Genomic DNA, 17643 nt, shown 5'->3' on the forward strand with positions numbered 1-17643 from the left:
ATCATCGAGCCACCCTCGTCCTCCCACCCTTCAGGACGAAATAGACCGTTGGCACCACAAACAGGGAGAGCAGTGATGACACCAGCAGCCCGCTAAAAACCACTGTGCCAATGCTGATTCTGCTGGCGGAACCCGTTCCGACTGCCAGCAGGAGAGGAAGAAAGCCTGCCAGTGAGGTCACTGCTGTCAGCAAGATTGGTCGCATTCGATTGACAGCGGCACTCACGATCGCAGTTTCGAAGGACACCCCCTCCTTCAGACGTTGGTTGGCAAATTCAACAATCAGAATGCCGTTCTTTGCAGCGAGGCTGACCAGTACGAGCAGTCCCATCTGGCCGTAAACATCGAGCGGTAATCCCCTTAATTTGAGGCCGATTAAAGCGCCCATCAGTGCGATTGGCACCGTGAGCAGGATGATTAAAGGATCGAGAAAACTTTCATACAACCCTGCAAGGAGCAGGTAAACAACCACGACGCCGAGGCCGAACAGGACCCAGCTCGACTCAGCTGCTTTCTGTTCTTCCAGGGCGAGCCCAGTGAAGGCAAGCGTGATGTTGTTTCCACCAACAGTCTCCCCAGCCCGCTCCAGCAGCTGGATCGCCTGGCCGGTGCTCACTGCCGGTTTAGGGATCGCAGTGATCGAGATCGATCGCTTCAGATCGAAGTGTGGAATGGCGTTGGCGCCCTCCTCGCGAACCAGACTGGCCACATTGGAGAGAGGGATCAAGTTCCCATCCCGGCTACGTACCGTCATGGTCAGCAGATCGTCCGGGGTGGCCCGTCCTCGGCCCTCAAGTTGCAGATAGATCGTGCGGATCCTTCCTCCTTCATAGGTGTCATCGATGTAGCGACCACCAATGGCGGTGCCGATGTCGCGCAAAGTCTCCGCGTAGTTGAGATTCAGAGCGGCCATCTGGCTGCGGTCCAGCTCCAGGCGCCAGCGGGGAGAACTGGCATCAAATCGGGTGCTGACCCGTTCGAATCCACCGCTGGCCATGGCTGTGCTGATGAAGCGCTTCGAGACCGCTTCAAAGTCCTTGAGGTTCAGGCGCCCACCACTGCGATCCAGCAATTGCATCGACAGTCCGGCCTCGCTGCTGAAGCCGCGAACTGTTGGAGGGGTCGTGACCACCACCCGCGCGGTGTTGATGTTTGCCCGCAAGGCCTGATTCAAGCGCCGTTTCACGGCTTCACTGCTCTGATCGGCAGCGCGCCGCTGGTTCATGGGCCTCAACCTGAGGAAGAACGCCCCTTTGTCTTCACCCACCTGGCCAAAGGAGAAGCCTGCATAAAAATTCCCTGAGCGAACCAGGGGCTCCTCGGCGACAACGGATTGAATCCGTTTCATCACCGCAGTAGTGCGCTCAAGTCCAGCACCTTCCGGAAGGCTGAAGTACCCCCGGATTTGCCCCTGATCTTCATTCGGGATGAATGCTGTTGGCATGGTGGACAAGCCGATGCCCGTGACCAGCAGGCCCAACAGCAGCACCACCACCACCAAACGTCCCTGCTTCAGGCATGGAACCAGGACGCGTTCATAGCGGCTCTGCAGGAAGCGCATCCCTCTGCGGAGCTGATCACTGAACCGTCGGAGTGGTTGCGGTAAGGAGCCTCCCCCCGGTCCAAGCACCCGAGCGCAGGCCATTGGAGTGAATGACAGCGCGTTGATCGTGGAAAAAAGAATCGCCCCGCTGATGGCAAGGGCGATCGGTTGATACAGGCGACCGATGGACCCTGGGATCAGGAGCACGGGCAGAAAGACTGCTGCCAAAACCAGAGAGGTGGCCACCACCGCACTGGCCAGTTCGGCCATGGCATCTTCCGCCGCATCCTGGGGGCGGTCACCCCGTTCGATTCGCCCGGCGATGTCTTCGCTCACCACGATGGCATCGTCTACAACAATCCCAGTGGCCAACACCAATCCGAACAGGATCAGGCTGTTGAGTTGTGAACCGCTGAAGCGGACCACCATCAGGCTGCCGATCAGGGCCACTGGAACGGCGATGCCGGGAATCATCGCCAGCCGCCATCTCCCCAACATCAGCACCAGGACGACGAGCACCAGCAGCACCGCGTCCCGCAGAGTTGAAAAGGTGCGGTCCAGATTGGCCTGCACCGTGTCGGCCACGTCGGTGATCAGCTGCATCTCCAGCCCGGGAGGAAAGCTTGGTTCGAGGCTGTCCAGCTGTTCTCTGACCTGGCGGCTCACCTCGAGCGCATTGGCTCCATCCCGTTGGTACACACCGATGGCCATCGAGCGCTCACCCTGCAAGTTCATGCCTGTGAGGCCGTAGCGCTTCTGACCCAGTTCGGCCCGACCCACGTCTCGCAGTCGCAGGGTTCCCCCATCGTTCAGGCGACGGAGCACAAGGTTGTTGAAGTCCTGCGCACTGCGGAGCCGGCCTTCCGCTTCCACGGGAAGGCTGATCAGCTGCCCTGCAGGGGCTGGTGCAGCGCCAAGGTTGCCGATTGCTGCCAGAACATTCTGTTCAGCCAGGGCTCTGGTCACATCACCGATCGTGAGATTGGCTTGTTCCAGGCGTTCGGCATCCAGCCACAAACGGAAGGCCAGATCATCTCCGCCAAAAATGATCACCCTCCCCACCCCTGGCACGCTCAGCAGCGAGTCCCGCAGGGTCTGATCCAGCCAGCCCCTCAGATAGGTCGGCTCGTACATCCCTTCGGGATGACTGAATCCGAAGATCATGAGCAGATCCTCGGAGGAGCGATTCACCTGCAGCCCTTGGCGCGAGACCGATGGAGGCAGGCGCCGCGTCGCCAGATTCACCTCGTTCTGCACCTTGATCGCATTCAGTTCGGGGTCTCCTTCGCTGAAGCGCAGGCTGATGCTCGTGCCCCCCTGTCGACTGGTGGACGAAATGCTGTCGACCCCTTCCAGGCCGTTCAGTTGTTGCTCAAGAACGGTGGTCACGCTCTGCTCCACCACTTCCGGTGAGGCAGCAGGAAAGACAGCCCGCACGCTCACGCGCGTCGGAGCGAGCGGGGGGAGGTCCTCAAGGCCAAGTCCGAGCAGGGCGATCAGCCCCGCCAGCACAATCAGCAGGCTGCACACAATCGTGAACACCGGTCGGCGCAGAAACGGTTGAGAGAGCGACCGCACCGGTGAGAGCTTTCAACATGCTGCGGAATCTTGGCAGCAGAAAACCCCTGGATGACGAGTTTCGTCGTCCAGGGGTTGATCCGATTCGAGTGGAGTCAGTTGGGACTGATGAGTTCAGCTTCAGCCGACGCTCCAGACCCCAGCTGCGATTTTGAACAGTTCTTGGACGTGCACGGTGTTGCAGAGGAACCATGCAAAAACAGCTCCGCCGCAGCCACCAAGCCAGAAGCCACTGGTGAAATCTGCCCATCCCGTTCGGGTGAACAAATCAGCCGGAGGATTCGCAACGGTCGCATCCGACGGGGGAATGTTCGGCTGCTTCCCAGGCTGGTTGTAAAGCAGGAAGAGCAGGCTGAGGATATGAATGGCACCGATCGCAGCCAGCAGACCAGCTGTTTGCTGGTATTCGGTGTTCCGAAGGGGGCCGCAGATGGTGAAGGGGCCGAACAGGAGATAGCCGAAGGCTGCACCGGTTTCAAGGCCTCGGAAATTTGGTGAAACGCCGGGGCGGTACAGGGGCAGATTGTTGATCAAACCCTTGATGAAGTATCCGCTGTTCACCGGAGTGGCCAGGTTGCCGACGCAGGGATCGGAAACGGGAGTGACGGTCATGTTCTGGAAATGCTGATGGTTTGTGGAGATCCGCAGCCTGCGGTCACTCGGCAGCGGTGATCACTCGACCAACCAGAACGATGAACACTGCAGGAAAGACGATTCCTGTGATGGGAACAAAAATCGCGGGCAGCCAAGCAGCAGCGAAATCTCCAGTCATGTCGAGGCCAAAAGCTTCGCCGTTACTGTAGGGATCCTCCATCTGACGGCTTCTTCAGAGCCGACACGGCGACATAAAAGTTCAACCCAGATGCAGAACGTTCTCCTGCCCGTTGTTGCCATCGCTCTTGGAGCGGGCCTCCTGATTTGGCGTCGACCGACGAGGCCTTTGCTGCGCAGCACTGATGTTTCGGATGTTGCTGAACTCAACCGTGCCCAACTGGAGCTGGTGATCGAGACGTCGACGGCGTCTGACCCGCAGGACTCCCCTGAACCGGTCACCTGGCAACCCCCGGCAACGGCGCGGGAGAGATGCATGCTGCAAAACAAGTTGCGGTTGTGCATGGATCAGGGGCCGGATCAGAGGCTCGAGGCTGTCCGGATGGCTGCTCTCTGGGGTGGGGCGCAGGCTCTGCCTGTGTTGCGTCGGGGACTTCGAGACTCCGATAGCCGTGTGGTGATTGAGTCTGCTGCAGCTATCGAATCGCTTCGCTCTGTCAGAGCAATTCAGCCGGCCCCATCGGCCCGTCCACCGCGCAATGTGGCGCGGATGCGATAGATCGGCCGGTTCTGGCTTTCGTGATACGTGCGGATGAGCAGTTCGCCAAGCAGGCCGAAACAGAACAGCTGGATCCCAGCCAGTCCAAGAACAACGGCCAGGGTGAGCAGGGGCCGATTGGCGATGTTCTGTCCCATTAGCTTGATCACCAGCAGATAGGTGCTGGCCAGAAGGCTGGCGGCAATGGCGATCAGCCCACCGAAGCCGAAGACGTACATCGGACGCGTCAGGAAACGCTTCATGAACCAGACCGTCAGAAGGTCCATCAGCACGCGGAATGTGCGGTCGATTCCGTATTTGCTGCTTCCGAACTGCCGCGCCCTGTGATTCACCTTCACTTCGGTGATCCGAGCTCCTTCGATGAAGGCCAGGGCCGGCAGGAAACGATGCAGTTCTCCGTAGAGCCGCATATCGGTCAGCACTTCCCGTCGATAGGCCTTCAATGAACAGCCGTAATCATGAAGACGGACGCCGGTGACACGGCCAATTAACCGGTTTGCGAGACGGGAGGGCAGCTTGCGCTGAATGGCGGCGTCCTGCCGCTGGTGGCGCCAACCGCTCACCAGGTCGTAGCCCTCCCGAAGCTTCTGCAGCAGCATCGGGATGTCGGCGGGGTCGTTCTGCAGGTCACCATCCAGGCTGACAATGACGTCACCGCTGGCTGCATCAAAACCAGCTGCCATCGCTGCGGTCTGGCCGTAGTTTTTGCGCAGTAAGACCGCCACGAGTTCCGGCACGGTTCCGCTGAGCTGTTCGAGCACCGTTGCCGTGCCGTCGCTCGAGCCGTCATTGACCAGCACCAGTTCAAACCGTTCTCCACTGGGGCGCAGGGCAGTGAGGAGCTGATCGACCAGGTGGGGAAGACTTTCTTCTTCGTTGTAGAGCGGCACCACCACGGATAGATCGAGGCGATCCAGCTGGGAGGTCATCAGGCCGCTTTGTGGTTGGCCAGAAACCTAAACGGGCCTTGTTTCCAACAATGTCCTGCGCCCATGAACAGATGGAAGACGCGCGTAGGCGTGCTGGGTTAGGGATGGATGCAATCGCCGATGCCCGCTCGTGCCCATGCTCTGGGACGCCTTGGCCCGCCAGCTGGATTCCGTTCGTGCTGTTGGCTTGACGACCTCCTCAGATTCCTCAGAGGTCGAAGCTCCGGAACTCACCCGGGGACGCCGGCTTAAGAACGCACTGACAGCGATCCAGAATTCCGGCAACAGTCAGATGATCGAGTCCCTCCAGGCGGCGCTGCAAGGGCGTCAGGCCCGCTTGGAGTTACCGGATGTGCCACGCCCCGGACAAAACGCCATGAGCGGACCTGAGGTCTACCTATCCCACACATCGGAGCGCTTCAAAAGGAACCGTTAGCGCATGCCTCAAGCGAGATGGGTGCCGTCATGGCATCGCACCACGCGGCCTGCGCCGCGCAGCTCGCTGCGGTAGTGGGATGCCACGGGGTGATCGTCCGTGCTGTTGATGCTGTCGATCCCGATGCCGTTCCTTCCATGGTCTCGGCCGGAGCTGTGTCTGTAGACGCCACCTCCCAGGTGCAATCCGACATGGGTGCACCGCCTGGGTGATCCGAAGAAGAGAAGATCTCCGGGGCGCAACAGCTGCGTGTCATCTGGACGGACGGCAACCGGGCTGCAGAACTGTTCCTGTTGATAGGCGTCTCTTGGGATCCAGATTCCCTGGCTTGCAAACGCCAGCTGCATCAGCCCTGAACAATCCAGGTTCGGGCGGAGAGTCCCCCCCCAAACGTAAACATTCGGCATTGTTTCGGTGGCTTCGCTCCAGCCCAGAACATCGGGCAGTCGATCAGTGATCGTGCTCTCGCTCAGTTGTTCTGGACGCCAGGGTGAGCAGCTGACGGCCTGGTCGATCACATCCTCTCGCTCCAGCCAGCAGCGGTATCCATCCTCCAGGAGTTGGACGTGTAGACGACGATCTGTGCCATTCAAAAGAAGAAAGCGTCTGCCCCGATGAGCCTGGGTGGCCAGGCCCGGACCACTGACCCTGGCGTAGCCATTCACGTCTCTGCCCAAGAGCCAGAGACTGCCAGGTTGTAGCAGTTGATCGGCGAGGGGTGTTCCTAGGGTCGCCATGGCCGATTGCTGTCGCTTTGGTTTTTTACCGCCCCGATCAGGCGATGGCGTCCCGTCTGGAGTCGGTCCTGGATGCGTTGGATTCCGAGGGCCGGCCTGGTTTGCGCAACAGCCTGGCGCTGACATGGATTCGTTATGAGAGCACCCAGCCCTTGGCAGGTCAGGGGATGGGGACCGGCTGGAACGAAGCGCGCTTGACCTACCCCGCCAGTGTGGTGAAGTTGTTCTTCGCCGTTGCTGTCGAGCGTTGGCTGCAGAGGGATCTCCTGCCTGACAGCGAAGAGCTCCGCCGGGCGATGCGCGACATGATCGCCGACTCAAGCAACGACGCTACCGGTTTGGTGGTGGATCTGTTGACTGGCACCAGCAGTGGCCCTGAACTGCATGATGAACGATGGCAGCACTGGCAGCGCCAGCGAAGGCTGATCAACGACTGGCTTTCGAGCCTGGACTGGCCGGAACTCGCATCTGTGAACTGCTGCCAGAAGACCTGGGGAGATGGTCCATATGGCCGTGAAAAGCTTTTTTATGGTGCCGACAACAGCAATCGCAACGCCCTGTCGACATCAGCGACTGCGCGCATGCTCGAGGCCGTGATGACCGGTGCCGTGGTGTCGCCCCCCGCCTGCCGTCGGTTGCAGGAGCTGTTGGGACGCCCGTTGGATCCTGATCAACGCAAGGCGGATCCCGAGAATCAGGTGGATGGCTTTCTTGGTGCGGGTCTGCCCGGTGGAGTGCGCCTCTGGAGCAAGGCAGGTTGGATGAGCCAGGCACGCCACGATGCTGCCTGGTGGCAATTGGACGATCAGCCGCCGATGCAGATGGTGGTGTTCAGCTGGGGCCGTGATCGCTCCCAGGATGAAACACTTCTACCTGATTTGGCGAGAGCTTTAAGCGAATACTCGGTCGCTGAGAGCGACTGAATTCAGCGTTTAATTCGGAAAACGGAGAGGGAGGGATTCGAACCCTCGACAGAAGTTGCCTCCTGTAACTCCTTAGCAGGGAGCCGCTTTCAACCACTCAGCCACCTCTCCAGCGGCGCTCCAAGTTTACCAAGAGCAGGTCGAACGTCAGATTTCAACGCGCGGTAGTCGCTGTTTGAAACCGCAGAGGATTTCCCATGGGATGGAGTCACAGCGTGAACTCCAGTCCTGCGGACTGATCTGGCTCTCCCCATCGCAGCCGAGCAGTGTCACGCTGCTGCCGGTGTCCAGCTCAGGCGCTTCGCTGGCATCGAGCAGCAGCTGATCCATGGTGATCGCTCCCACCTGGGGGAGTGCTTTGCCACGGTGCAAAGCGTGAATTTTCCCACTGAGGGAGCGCACCACACCGTCGGCATAGCCGATTCCAACCACCGCCAGACGGGTGGGACGTTCGCTGATGAAGCGGTGTCCATAACTGGCGCCGACGCCGGCACGAATGGAACGGATCAGGGTCACCCGAGCCTTGACGGTCAGGGCAGGCTGGAGGGGGATCACGCCCTCGAGATGCTGGGCTGGGGCATGGCCGTACAGAGCCAAGCCGACGCGCACCATGTCGTAGTGCAGATCGTGGCCGAGCAGGGTGCCGGCGGAGTTAGCGAGATGGCGGCAGAGATCTCTGCCCCGTCTAGGCAAATGGTTGAGAACGTCCTGAAACCGTTGGTTCTGCTGAGCGGTGATCGCAGCATCGTTGCCGTTCAGGTCTCCATCAGCGCAGGCCAGATGGCTGTAGACCCCACGCAATTCGAGGTTTTCAAGCTGGCGGATCGCATCCACCAATCTGGGGCCTTCTTCCCAGTTACATCCCAGTCGAGCCATGCCGGTGTCCAGCTTCAACTGCACCGGAAAGCGGCGGCCTGTGCCATCTGCGAGGTTCTGGCAAAGCAGCGCTTCGCGCATCCCGCTCAACGTGGGCATCAAGGCCCAATCCAGGCAACTGCGAAGCTCCTCGGGCTGTGTCAGGTTCCCCAGAAGAAGCACCGGTGCTTCGATAGCAGCCTGCCGAAGCTCGATTCCCTCCTGCAGGGTTGCCACGCCAAGACAGGTCGCCCCTCCCTTTAAGGCAGCACGGGCAACGGTCACAGCCCCATGGCCATATCCATCTGCTTTCACAACTGCCATCAGTGAGCTTCGTTCCGCCAGATGACGGCACAAAGCGGCAGCGTTCGCCTCGATCGCCTGAGGTGATACTTCGACCCAGGCCCGCTGGCAAGGATCAACATCGGCACTGAAATCCCTGAATCCGTCCGCGGCAGCTCTGCTCAGCTCAGACATCGGATTTGAGTGCTCGGCATTACCGAGAAATTCCGTGTGCTCTCGATAGCATGACGTTTAATCAGGGAGCTTGCATGGGCCAGGTTCTCGTTCTCAATGCGTCATATGAACCCCTGAACATCACCACGTGGCGTCGCGCCATGGTGATGATGATCAAGGGGAAGGCCGAAAGCCTTGAGCAGGATTCCACCCGGCAGATACGTCGTGGTACTCACCTGCCCACGGTGATCCGACTCCGTCAGTACGTGCACGTGCCCTTTCGCCAGCTGCCGCTGACGAGGAGAAATGTGTTCCACCGAGATGGTCAGCGTTGTCAGTACTGCGGCTGTAGTGGGGAACAGCTCTCGATCGACCATGTGATTCCCCGCAGCCGTGGCGGGCAAGACACCTGGGAGAACGTGACCACGGCATGTCTGGCCTGCAATGTCCGTAAGGGCAACAGGACTCCGAAGGAAGCAGGGATGCCATTGACGCGGGTGCCCCGTCGCCCGTTGAGCAGTTTGAGTTTCGAGGCGACCCGTCAGATCCATTCGGGTCGCCACCAGGAGTGGGCCAAATATGTGATCGGCGTGCAACCGGGAGACACCTGATTCAGTTCTCGTCCTGATCGCTGAGTGCTTCGAGTTTCTGCCTCTGCTCTTCAGCGATGCAGGCACCAATGAGATCTTCAAGCTGGCCGTCCAGGACCGGTTCCAGAGAGAAATTCCGTCCGAGTCGGTGATCGGTGGTCCGGTTGTCCTTGTAGTTGTAAGTCCGGATTTTTTCGCTGCGGTCTCCACTCCCAACCTGCGCGCGGCGGTCGCTGCTTTCCTGTTCTGCGGCTGCGGTCATCTCCATTTCAAGCAATTTGGCCCGCAAGATTTCAAGAGCCCGCTCCCTGTTCTGGAGCTGCGAGCGTTCCTGTGTGCAAAAGACACGGATGCCGGTGGGCTTGTGGAGAAGATCCACCGCCGTTTCAACCTTGTTCACGTTCTGACCGCCTGCACCACCGGATCTAGCCGTGCTGATCTCAAGGTCCTTGGGATCCAGTTGCACTTCGACTGCATCCGCTTCTGGCATAACAGCGACCGTGGCTGTTGATGTATGGACCCGGCCCTGCGATTCGGTGGCCGGAACCCGCTGAACCCGGTGGACACCCGCTTCAAATTTCAACTGACTGAACACTCCGTCTCCTTTCACCGAGAGGATCAATTCACGGAATCCCCCAAGATCGGCCTCGGTCGCGCTAACGGGTCGCACGGTCCAGCCGGTTTTCTGGCTGTAGCGGTCGTACATGCGCGCCAGATCGCCGGCCCAGAGGCATGCTTCATCGCCTCCAGCACCCGCACGGATCTCGAGCATCACACTGCGGTCGTCACGGGGATCGCGCGGCAGCAGTGCCAGGGTCAGCCGCTCCACCAGCTTGGTGTGTTGTTCGGCCAAGGATTCCAGTTCCTCTTGCGCCAGAGCCTCCATGGCCTGATCGCCACGGCTGTCTTTCAGCAGTTGGCGGGCTTGCTCCTGTTCCTGTTCGACGGCTTGCAACGCTTCAAAATCGAGCACAAGCGGCTCGAGGCGCGACCGCTCCCGGGCGATCGATTCGAGACGCTTGGGATCTAAAGCGACGTCGGGATCAGCCAGCTGCCGCTCAAGACTTCGGAAGCTGGCTGTGGCTGTTTCCAGCCGCGTAACGAGGGTCGAGGCGTCCATGCCCCGGACTCAACCTCAGGAGTTGGCTTCCGCCTTGGATTCGGCGTCAGCTTTGGGGTTGTCTGCACCAGCTTTTTTGCTGCCCATACCGTATTTGCGCATGAAACGATCCACCCGTCCTTCGGTGTCGAGAATCTTCTGAGTGCCGGTGAAGAAGGGGTGGTTCCCACTCCAGACGTCAACGTGGATTTCGGGCTGGGTGGAGCCTGTGGTCATCACCACTTCTCCGTTGCAGATCACCTTGGCGTCGGGATACCAGGTGGGATGGATGTCGGGTTTGGGCATCGGAAACGAATCAGCGCTTGGAGAACTGCGGAGCCTTACGGGCTTTTTTGAGACCGTACTTACGACGTTCCTTCGCCCGGGGGTCACGGCTCAGGTGACCTTCTGACTTGAGCGGTTTGCGGTTGTCCACGGACAATTCACAAAGCGCTCGAGCAGCCCCCTGTTTGATGGCACCGGCTTGACCGGTCAGACCGCCCCCGCTCACGTTGACAAGAACGTCGTATTCGGTGGTTAGTCCGAGGGTCTCAAGGGGAGCCTTGACCGCTGCGATGTAAGCGGGGTTGTAGTTCAGGTAGTTGTCACCAGGGCGACCGTTGATGGTGATCGTGCCGTTGCCCGGTACAAGGCGCACACGAGCGACTGATGTTTTGCGGCGACCGGTTCCCCAGTAGACGACGGAATTGCTGGTCATTGGGCGGAGGCTGATGGATTGAGCTGAAGGGGCTGAGGCTTCTGGGCGGCATGGGGATGGTCGCTGCCCTTGTAGACCTTGAGCTTGCGGAACATCTGGCGGCCGAGCGCGTTGTGAGGAAGCATTCCCTTAATCGCCTTTTCAACGATTCGTTCGGGAATGCGCTCCTGCAGGGCCTCGAAGGTTTCCACTTTCATACCGCCTGGGCGGCCGGAGTGGCGGCGGTAGAGCTTTTGCTGCGGTTTGCGGCCACTCACCTTGATTTTTTCGGCATTCACCACCACTACAAAATCACCTGTGTCGAGGTGTGGGGTGAAGCTTGGATTGTTTTTGCCGCGCAAAACGGCTGCGACCTCGGTGGCGAGGCGGCCAAGAGTCTGATTCTCAGCATCGACCAGGTACCACTGGCGATCGATCGAATCAATGGGGGGAATGGAGGTCTTGTTCATCTCGCCGGCAGGCCGGTTCGGAAATACCCCTTTTAAGGGGCTGGGCAGGACGTCAGTTCCGTTCTGGATCTGACAAAAGCTCAAGAATCGAGCTTACTCTTCGACGAATCCCCTTCGTCATGAATGGGGGATCACCGGAGATCTGGTCCGGTCGATTCCGGCAGAGGCGGAGGATCCGGAGGTGGATCACTCTCAGCCAGAAAAAACCACGGTTGGCAATCGTACCAGCCGCTCCTGCTGAAGATGTCCTCGCCATATCCAGCTCTCAGAAAGCAGAGCCCCCGGGCAGGAGCCGCTTCCCTCACTTCACTGCGTCGGCGCTGCCGCCATCGCAGCTCGAACTGATCCGTGCTTAGTCGCTGTTCCCCAACGGACACCAGCTGCGCCATCAGCAGCCGAACCATGCCATAGAGAAATCCGCTCGCCTGGATCTCAACGATGACAAGGTCCCCACGGCGCTCCAGATGCACCTCCTGAACAGTGGTACGAGCGTGGGCGCGGCGGCTTCCGGCGCGCATGAAGGCGCTGAAATCATGCTGGCCGACCAACCCTTGCAGCGCGGTTCTCATGCGCGTTTCGTTCAGGCGCACGTGATAGCGATGCCAGGTCCAGGCGGATAGGAAGAGGTTGGGTCGTCGGCCGTTGTGAATCGTGTAGCGGTAACGCCGATAGACAGCGTCGTAACAGGCATGCCATGTCCTTGGCCGCCTGACTGATTCGCGCACACGAATGGTGGGCGGTAGACGCCCATTCAGGGCCATCGCCCATTTGGTGGCTGGAATCCGGTCGGAAGCATCGAAGTGCACCACCTGTGCAGCGGCATGCACCCCTGAATCGGTTCGACCGGCTGCAAACGTCTGGATCGGTCTTGTTGGGTCAAGGGCGCCAATGGCTTCTTCCAGAACCCCTTGCACGCTTCGACCGTTGCGTTGTCGCTGCCAGCCGCAAAAAGAGGTTCCCTCGTACTGCAGGCTGAGCGCGATCCTCTCAAGGGATGCGTTCTCAGATTCAGCAGACGAGGGATGGTGGATCAACCGTCAGGTTGGGAGGCGAGTGCCGAGGAGAAAGGCGTCAGACCAATTCGATAATGGCCATCTCAGCGTTATCACCACGGCGACGCACCGTGCGGGTGATGCGCGTGTAGCCGCCACGACGGTCGCCATAGCGATCAGGTGCCTTATCAAACAGGGCGTGCACCAGTTGTTTGTCGTAGATGTATCCCAGGGCCCTGCGTCTGGATGAGAGGCTTCCGTCTTTGGCCAGGGTGATCATCCGTTCCGCTTCGTCGCGGAGAGCCTTGGCACGTGCTTTGGTGGTCGTCACACGACCTTCACGAATCAGCTGGGTGGTGAGAGCACGGAGCATGGCCTTCCGCTGATCGGCGGGTCGACCCAGCTGTGGTACTCGGCATTGGTGACGCATGGTTCGTTCGGAATCGGAGAAGGATCAGGGCTTGGGAGGGTTCGGAAGGAAGGCCGTCAGGCCGTGGTGCGGCTCTGGGGGATCGAAATGCCGATGCGCTCAAGAGCTTCGATCACTTCATCAGCAGATTTCGATCCGAAATTCTTGATCTCGAGAAGATCCTCGTAGCTGAAGCCCATCAGATCCGAAACGGAATTGACCTGAGCACGCTTCAGGCAGTTGTAAGCGCGAACCGAAAGGTTCAGTTCTTCCAGAGGGATTTGTGCCTCAGTGGACGGTTCGGGTTCGACGCCGGGTTCTTCGACGAGGGTAACGGTCGCCAGGGGTTGAAACAGTTCAATTAACTGATTGGCGGTCTGGGCGAGAGCGTCGTCGGGAGTGATGGAGCCATCGGTCACGATCTCCATCCGCAGCCGCTCTCGTGCGGAGCCACCTTCAGCGACCGCTGTTTCGTCGATATTGAAATTGACGCGACGCACAGGCATGAAAACCGCATCGATCTGTAGGAGATCGATGGCCGTCAGATCTTCATTGTTCCGGTCAACAGGGCGATAGCCAACGCCACGCTCGACATGGACTTCGAGTTCAAGGCTGTGACCGTCGGCAACGGTCGCGATGGTTCGATCGCCGTCGACCACCTGAACTTGGGATGAGAACTGCAGATCACGTGCCTTCACTTCAGCCGGACCCGCAACGACGAGGCGCCCGATCTCCAGATCATTGGATCGGCTGTTGACGGAAAGCTGTTTGCAGTTGAGCAGGATGTCGAGAACATCCTCTCGAACGCCTGGGATGGTGGCGTATTCGTGGTTGACACCTGCGATCCTGATCGCAGTCACGGCACTGCCCTCGAGTCCACCCATCAGGACGCGACGCAGTGCATTACCGAGTGTTGTGGCCTGGCCACGCTCGAGGGGGCCAATCAGGAACACACCACTCTGGGAGCGGTCCTCGGACACCTGATGCTCGATGCGATCGATCTGGTACTGCAGCACGGTCTGATGCGGGATAGGGAGCGGGAACCGAAAGAGGAGAGCGGCTCAGACGCGGCGGCGCTTGGGCCGACGACAACCGTTGTGGGGGAGGGGAGTGACGTCGCGGATCAGCGTGATTTCCAGGCCAGCGACCTGAAGCGCGCGGATGGCGGTTTCTCGGCCCGACCCCGGACCCCGGACCAACACTTCGATTTGGCGCATGCCTTGCTCGAGGGCGCGACGTGCTGCCGCTTCAGCTGCGGTTTGGGCGGCAAAGGGAGTGCCTTTACGAGCTCCTTTGAACCCGCTGGCACCGGCCGAGGACCAGGAGATGACCTCGCCGGATGTATCGGTGATCGAAACGATCGTGTTGTTGAAGGTGCTCTGAATGTGGGCGACGCCATTGGGGACGTTGCGCTTGGCCTTCTTGGGACCTGATTTCTTGGCTGGTTTGGCCATGGGCCGGAAATGCTCGGGTAAGGAGGGACAGGAGGGGGATTATTTCTTCTTGCCAGCCACGGTCTTGCGCGCTCCGCGGCGGGTTCTGGCATTCGTCCGGGTGCGCTGACCACGAACGGGAAGACTCATGCGGTGGCGACGTCCTCGCAGGCATCCAATGTCCTGCAGGCGCTTCAGGGCCATTCCCTCCTGCCGGCGCAGATCACCTTCGATCGTGAAGGCTTCGGTTGCACCTCGAAGTTTCTGGACGTCTCCGTCCTCGAGATCCTTGACTCGGATGTCGGGGTTGACTCCTGATTTGGACAGGATGGAACGAGCCCTGTTCGGGCCAATTCCATAGATGTATGTGAGGGCAACTTCGACCCGCTTGTCGCGGGGAATGTCAACGCCGGCGATCCGTGCCAAGGAAATTCAATCGAGAAGGTACAGAAGCCTCCGAAATAAAGGAGGCGGGAAACTGGGTGGCAGGGTCATGAACCCAAACCTGAAGCTGTTAGCAGGGGGGTCAGCCCTGGCGCTGCTTGTTACGGGGACGCTTCTTATTGATCACGTAGATGCGACCTCTGCGCCTGACGATTTGGTCGTCAGGACTGATTTTTTTGACTGAGGAACGCACCTTCATGAGGCGAAGCTCTCCAAATTTCCAAACGGCAACCCTATCATGTTGGTCAAATTAGGGTCGAGCTGATCCGCTCTGTGATTTCTTCGACAGATCCGTCTGCAGCCACGGATAGAAGCAACCCCTTCTTCCGATAGAAGTTGATCAAAGGGGCAGTTTTCTCTCGGTAGACCTCCAGTCGATTCCGGATCACGTTTTCGTTGTCATCGGCGCGTCCACGGGCCAGCAACCGTTGGATCAGCACAGCGTCATCCAACTCAAGCAGCACAACGGCCTGGATCGGCTGATTGAGATCCTTTAATAATGGTTCGAGAGCCTCTGCCTGGGGCACGGTTCGGGGAAAGCCATCCAGGAGCCAGCCTCCGCCCGAGAAGGATTTCATCTGGTTTTCGACAATCGCCAGCACAAGGGTGTCGCTCACCAATTCACCGCGATTCATTACGGTCTCAGCTTCTTGGCCCAGGGCCGTGCCGGCGGCTACTTCAGCGCGAAGAAGATCTCCTGTGGAGAGGTGTTTCATGCCGTTGGTCTCGCAGAGCCGCGCGGCCTGGGTGCCCTTGCCGGCTCCAGGTGGACCAAGGAAAAGCAGGCGGGTTTTCATCGCTGTGTCGTGAATTGGATTCTTTGAAGAAGAGAAAAGGAGTCCTGGATCACTGGCGCACGAGCCCTTCGTAACGCTGAGAGATCACATAGGTCTGGACCTGCTTGGCGGTGTCAATGGCGACGCCAACCAGAATGAGAAGTGATGTTGCACCAAGCCCCTGGAAGGTCTGCACATTGGTTGCCCGCTCGACGGCAGAAGGAATGATGGCGACAGATCCAAGAAACAGACCGCCGAGCAGGGTGAGGCGGTTCTGTACGCCAGAGAGGTAAGTCGCCGTTGCACTGCCGGGTCTCACGCCAGGGATAGCGACTCCACCGCGCTTGAGGTTTGTGGCGATGTCTGACGGGTTCACCGTCAATGAGGCATAGAAGTAGGAAAAGCCGAGAATCAGCGCGAAAAACAGCAGTGCATAGGCCCAGCTGCCTGGCCTCAGAGAACTCGCCAATCTAATGAGATCGGCATTCTGAGTGAAATTCGCAATGGTGATCGGGAGAAAGATCAGTGCTGAAGCGAAAATGATCGGCATCACGCCGCCAGCATTCAGTTTCAGTGGTAAATAACTTTGGCGCGTTGGTAAGACACTCGATCCACCCACCTGACGTTTTGCGCTGACGATCGGGAGCCGCCTGGCCCCTTCCTGAACGAAAATGATGCCAACGATGGTGACCAGGAAAACAAGAAGCAGAACAATGATTCCAATCACCTCACTGCGTTCTTTGGCCGTTTGCGCCTGATCGATGGTTGAACTCAGAGCATTCGGCAACGTCGCGACGATGTTCAGAAAGATGACGAGCGACGCGCCCTGCCCAATCCCGCGTTCAGTGATCACCTCGCTTAACCACATCACCACCATCGACCCGGTGACCAGGGCCAGGGAGGTCTGAATCACAAACACCGGTTCGCTGAGGCCCTCGACCGCGAACTGGCGGAGGATCATCGCAAAGACAATGCTTTGAACCAAACCCCAGCCAAGGGCGACGTAGCGGGTGATCTGGGCGATCTTGCGCCGGCCGGCCTCCCCCTCGTTCTTCTGCAGGTCTTCAAGCTGCGGAAGGGCAGCTGTTAGCAGTTGAAGGATGATCGAGGCATTGATGAAGGGGAGGATGCCAAGTGCGAAGACTCCAAGCCGTGAGAGCCCGCCGCCGGTGAAGATGTCGAGAAAGCCGATCAGATTCCCGCCTTTCTCGATAAAGGACGCAAAGGCATCACCATCGATCCCAGGGATCGGGATAAAGATCCCGAGCCGGACAAGCATGAGCAGTCCAAGGGTGGTGAGCACCCTGTTGCGCAGCCCTGAATTGGTGATCATCTGAGTGATCACTTCGGCGGCATTGGGGTTGCGTCCCCGACTCAGAAGCATGGCTGAAAGACTTGGATGGGCTTGATGCTGCGAAGCCGCCCTCAGACATCAGTCCAGGGGCGGCTCAGACCTTAGAGCTGAGCGCAGGCGGCCCCGCGGTGATCAGTTCAGGAGTTCGCAGGTGCCGCCGGCAGCTTCGATCTTGGCGCGGGCTGAAGCTGTGAACGCTGCAGCCTGAACCGTGAGGTTCTTGGCGGTGAGTTCACCATTGCCAAGCATTTTCATGGGGTGCTTGGGATTGGTGACGATGCCGTCCTTAACCAGAGAGTCGAGGTTGGCGGTGCTGCCGTCCTTGAGAGCGTTCAGTGCTGAAACATTCAGCACTGTGAACTGCTTGGGGTTCACCAGAGGAAAGTGCTTCAGCTTCGGTACTCTGCGATACAGAGGCATTTGTCCACCCTCGAAGCCTGGACGGGTGGGGCGGCCAGAACGGGACTTTTGGCCACGCATGCCGAAACCACAGCTGGCGCCCTGGCCAGCGGCGATGCCACGACCCTTGCGCAGTTTGCGGCGACGGGCACCCTTGTTGGCTTTGAGGGAATCGAGTCGGAGAGTCATCGCG

General features: G+C 59.3%; 23 protein-coding genes and 1 tRNA gene. 4 read left to right on the plus strand and 20 right to left on the minus strand.

Annotated features, from left to right (window positions below):
* Position 1 precedes the first annotated feature (1 nt).
* The 3 genes from SIB64_RS04595 to SIB64_RS04605 all read right to left on the minus strand — a co-directional run bounded on the left by SIB64_RS04595 (position 2) and on the right by SIB64_RS04605 (position 3893).
* Positions 2 to 3121, minus strand: a complete 3120-nt coding sequence (locus SIB64_RS04595; RefSeq protein ID WP_413442122.1) for an efflux RND transporter permease subunit — start codon at positions 3119 to 3121, stop codon at positions 2 to 4.
* Positions 3122 to 3241: 120 nt separating this feature from the next.
* Entirely contained in the window at positions 3242 to 3787 is a 546-nt protein-coding gene (locus tag SIB64_RS04600) for a photosystem I reaction center protein subunit XI (protein ID WP_413442874.1), read from the minus strand.
* Positions 3777 to 3893: a photosystem I reaction center subunit VIII gene (locus SIB64_RS04605; RefSeq protein ID WP_006851672.1), complete on the minus strand. Its 117-nt coding sequence runs from the start codon at positions 3891 to 3893 to the stop codon at positions 3777 to 3779. The genes SIB64_RS04600 and SIB64_RS04605 overlap by 11 nt, the downstream gene beginning before the upstream one ends.
* A gap of 90 nt (positions 3894 to 3983) precedes the next feature.
* Here SIB64_RS04605 and SIB64_RS04610 point away from each other — a divergent pair, with 90 nt between their 5' ends.
* Positions 3984 to 4451 carry a HEAT repeat domain-containing protein gene (locus SIB64_RS04610; RefSeq protein ID WP_413442123.1) on the plus strand — a complete coding sequence of 156 codons (468 nt, stop codon included), beginning with the start codon at positions 3984 to 3986 and terminating at the stop codon, positions 4449 to 4451.
* Here SIB64_RS04610 and SIB64_RS04615 read toward each other — a convergent pair.
* Positions 4400 to 5380, minus strand: coding sequence for a glycosyltransferase family 2 protein (locus SIB64_RS04615; protein WP_413442124.1), 981 nt, complete (start codon positions 5378 to 5380; stop codon positions 4400 to 4402). The two genes, SIB64_RS04610 and SIB64_RS04615, sit on opposite strands and share 52 nt — an antisense overlap.
* A gap of 136 nt (positions 5381 to 5516) precedes the next feature.
* Between SIB64_RS04615 and SIB64_RS04620 the strand changes: the two genes are divergently transcribed.
* Entirely contained in the window at positions 5517 to 5816 is a 300-nt protein-coding gene (locus tag SIB64_RS04620) for a hypothetical protein (protein WP_413442125.1), read from the plus strand.
* An 8-nt stretch (positions 5817 to 5824) separates the two neighbouring features.
* On the opposite strand, the gene SIB64_RS04625 is transcribed toward SIB64_RS04620, so the two are convergent.
* Positions 5825 to 6553 carry an NlpC/P60 family protein gene (locus SIB64_RS04625; RefSeq protein ID WP_413442126.1) on the minus strand — a complete coding sequence of 243 codons (729 nt, stop codon included), beginning with the start codon at positions 6551 to 6553 and terminating at the stop codon, positions 5825 to 5827.
* Between the two features lie 17 nt (positions 6554 to 6570).
* Here SIB64_RS04625 and SIB64_RS04630 point away from each other — a divergent pair, with 17 nt between their 5' ends.
* On the plus strand, positions 6571 to 7476 hold the full coding sequence (locus tag SIB64_RS04630) for a serine hydrolase (protein WP_413442875.1): 906 nt from the start codon (positions 6571 to 6573) through the stop codon (positions 7474 to 7476).
* A 22-nt stretch (positions 7477 to 7498) separates the two neighbouring features.
* Here SIB64_RS04630 and SIB64_RS04635 read toward each other — a convergent pair.
* Together SIB64_RS04635 and alr are read right to left on the minus strand one after the other, a co-directional pair.
* Positions 7499 to 7587 (minus strand) — tRNA-Ser (locus SIB64_RS04635).
* Between the two features lie 36 nt (positions 7588 to 7623).
* Entirely contained in the window at positions 7624 to 8808 is a 1185-nt protein-coding gene (alr, locus tag SIB64_RS04640; RefSeq protein ID WP_413442127.1) for an alanine racemase, read from the minus strand.
* A 74-nt stretch (positions 8809 to 8882) separates the two neighbouring features.
* Between alr and SIB64_RS04645 the strand changes: the two genes are divergently transcribed.
* A complete protein-coding gene (locus tag SIB64_RS04645; RefSeq protein ID WP_413442128.1) occupies positions 8883 to 9398 on the plus strand; it encodes an HNH endonuclease in 516 nt (171 codons plus the stop codon).
* A 1-nt stretch (position 9399) separates the two neighbouring features.
* On the opposite strand, the gene prfA is transcribed toward SIB64_RS04645, so the two are convergent.
* The 13 genes from prfA to rplO form a co-directional block, all read right to left on the minus strand.
* Positions 9400 to 10497: a peptide chain release factor 1 gene (gene prfA / locus SIB64_RS04650; RefSeq protein ID WP_413442129.1), complete on the minus strand. Its 1098-nt coding sequence runs from the start codon at positions 10495 to 10497 to the stop codon at positions 9400 to 9402.
* Positions 10498 to 10512: 15 nt separating this feature from the next.
* Positions 10513 to 10782, minus strand: a complete 270-nt coding sequence (gene rpmE / locus SIB64_RS04655) for a 50S ribosomal protein L31 (RefSeq protein WP_413442130.1) — start codon at positions 10780 to 10782, stop codon at positions 10513 to 10515.
* 10 nt (positions 10783 to 10792) lie between these two features.
* Positions 10793 to 11194 carry a 30S ribosomal protein S9 gene (gene rpsI, locus SIB64_RS04660; protein WP_413442131.1) on the minus strand — a complete coding sequence of 134 codons (402 nt, stop codon included), beginning with the start codon at positions 11192 to 11194 and terminating at the stop codon, positions 10793 to 10795.
* Positions 11191 to 11643, minus strand: a complete 453-nt coding sequence (gene rplM / locus SIB64_RS04665) for a 50S ribosomal protein L13 (protein ID WP_413442132.1) — start codon at positions 11641 to 11643, stop codon at positions 11191 to 11193. The genes rpsI and rplM overlap by 4 nt, the downstream gene beginning before the upstream one ends.
* Before the next feature lie 131 nt (positions 11644 to 11774).
* Positions 11775 to 12677 carry a tRNA pseudouridine(38-40) synthase TruA gene (gene truA / locus SIB64_RS04670; protein ID WP_413442133.1) on the minus strand — a complete coding sequence of 301 codons (903 nt, stop codon included), beginning with the start codon at positions 12675 to 12677 and terminating at the stop codon, positions 11775 to 11777.
* Between the two features lie 37 nt (positions 12678 to 12714).
* A complete protein-coding gene (gene rplQ / locus SIB64_RS04675; protein WP_413442134.1) occupies positions 12715 to 13065 on the minus strand; it encodes a 50S ribosomal protein L17 in 351 nt (116 codons plus the stop codon).
* A gap of 56 nt (positions 13066 to 13121) precedes the next feature.
* Positions 13122 to 14060, minus strand: coding sequence for a DNA-directed RNA polymerase subunit alpha (locus SIB64_RS04680; RefSeq protein WP_413442135.1), 939 nt, complete (start codon positions 14058 to 14060; stop codon positions 13122 to 13124).
* Between the two features lie 45 nt (positions 14061 to 14105).
* Positions 14106 to 14498, minus strand: a complete 393-nt coding sequence (gene rpsK, locus SIB64_RS04685; RefSeq protein ID WP_413442136.1) for a 30S ribosomal protein S11 — start codon at positions 14496 to 14498, stop codon at positions 14106 to 14108.
* Positions 14499 to 14537: 39 nt separating this feature from the next.
* Entirely contained in the window at positions 14538 to 14903 is a 366-nt protein-coding gene (gene rpsM / locus SIB64_RS04690; protein WP_413442137.1) for a 30S ribosomal protein S13, read from the minus strand.
* 100 nt (positions 14904 to 15003) lie between these two features.
* A complete protein-coding gene (gene rpmJ / locus SIB64_RS04695; RefSeq protein WP_011295453.1) occupies positions 15004 to 15120 on the minus strand; it encodes a 50S ribosomal protein L36 in 117 nt (38 codons plus the stop codon).
* A gap of 46 nt (positions 15121 to 15166) precedes the next feature.
* Positions 15167 to 15718, minus strand: a complete 552-nt coding sequence (locus SIB64_RS04700) for an adenylate kinase (protein WP_413442138.1) — start codon at positions 15716 to 15718, stop codon at positions 15167 to 15169.
* 49 nt (positions 15719 to 15767) lie between these two features.
* Positions 15768 to 17081 (minus strand): preprotein translocase subunit SecY, encoded by a 1314-nt coding sequence (gene secY, locus SIB64_RS04705; RefSeq protein WP_413442139.1) that lies wholly within the window; start codon positions 17079 to 17081, stop codon positions 15768 to 15770.
* A gap of 102 nt (positions 17082 to 17183) precedes the next feature.
* On the minus strand, positions 17184 to 17639 hold the full coding sequence (gene rplO, locus SIB64_RS04710; protein ID WP_413442140.1) for a 50S ribosomal protein L15: 456 nt from the start codon (positions 17637 to 17639) through the stop codon (positions 17184 to 17186).
* Positions 17640 to 17643 lie beyond the last annotated feature (4 nt).

It is taken from the genome of Synechococcus sp. MIT S1220 (assembly GCF_047303025.1).
Lineage (GTDB): Bacteria > Cyanobacteriota > Cyanobacteriia > PCC-6307 > Cyanobiaceae > Parasynechococcus.

Bases quoted from the DNA above. Each gene is read 5' to 3' on its own strand.
- SIB64_RS04700 (WP_413442138.1), bottom strand. From the start codon at position 15,718: ATGAAAACCCGCCTGCTTTTCCTTGGTCCACCTGGAGCCGGCAAGGGC.
- SIB64_RS04620 (WP_413442125.1), top strand. From the start codon at position 5,517: ATGCTCTGGGACGCCTTGGCCCGCCAGCTGGATTCCGTTCGTGCTGTT.
- rplO (WP_413442140.1), bottom strand. From the start codon at position 17,639: ATGACTCTCCGACTCGATTCCCTCAAAGCCAACAAGGGTGCCCGTCGC.
- rplQ (WP_413442134.1), bottom strand. From the start codon at position 13,065: ATGCGTCACCAATGCCGAGTACCACAGCTGGGTCGACCCGCCGATCAG.
- SIB64_RS04625 (WP_413442126.1), bottom strand. From the start codon at position 6,553: ATGGCGACCCTAGGAACACCCCTCGCCGATCAACTGCTACAACCTGGC.
- rpmE (WP_413442130.1), bottom strand. From the start codon at position 10,782: ATGCCCAAACCCGACATCCATCCCACCTGGTATCCCGACGCCAAGGTG.
- rpmJ (WP_011295453.1), bottom strand. From the start codon at position 15,120: ATGAAGGTGCGTTCCTCAGTCAAAAAAATCAGTCCTGACGACCAAATC.
- SIB64_RS04605 (WP_006851672.1), bottom strand. From the start codon at position 3,893: ATGACTGGAGATTTCGCTGCTGCTTGGCTGCCCGCGATTTTTGTTCCC.
- rpsI (WP_413442131.1), bottom strand. From the start codon at position 11,194: ATGACCAGCAATTCCGTCGTCTACTGGGGAACCGGTCGCCGCAAAACA.
- alr (WP_413442127.1), bottom strand. From the start codon at position 8,808: ATGTCTGAGCTGAGCAGAGCTGCCGCGGACGGATTCAGGGATTTCAGT.
- SIB64_RS04645 (WP_413442128.1), top strand. From the start codon at position 8,883: ATGGGCCAGGTTCTCGTTCTCAATGCGTCATATGAACCCCTGAACATC.
- secY (WP_413442139.1), bottom strand. From the start codon at position 17,081: ATGCTTCTGAGTCGGGGACGCAACCCCAATGCCGCCGAAGTGATCACT.
- SIB64_RS04610 (WP_413442123.1), top strand. From the start codon at position 3,984: ATGCAGAACGTTCTCCTGCCCGTTGTTGCCATCGCTCTTGGAGCGGGC.
- rplM (WP_413442132.1), bottom strand. From the start codon at position 11,643: ATGAACAAGACCTCCATTCCCCCCATTGATTCGATCGATCGCCAGTGG.
- rpsK (WP_413442136.1), bottom strand. From the start codon at position 14,498: ATGGCCAAACCAGCCAAGAAATCAGGTCCCAAGAAGGCCAAGCGCAAC.
- SIB64_RS04615 (WP_413442124.1), bottom strand. From the start codon at position 5,380: ATGACCTCCCAGCTGGATCGCCTCGATCTATCCGTGGTGGTGCCGCTC.
- prfA (WP_413442129.1), bottom strand. From the start codon at position 10,497: ATGGACGCCTCGACCCTCGTTACGCGGCTGGAAACAGCCACAGCCAGC.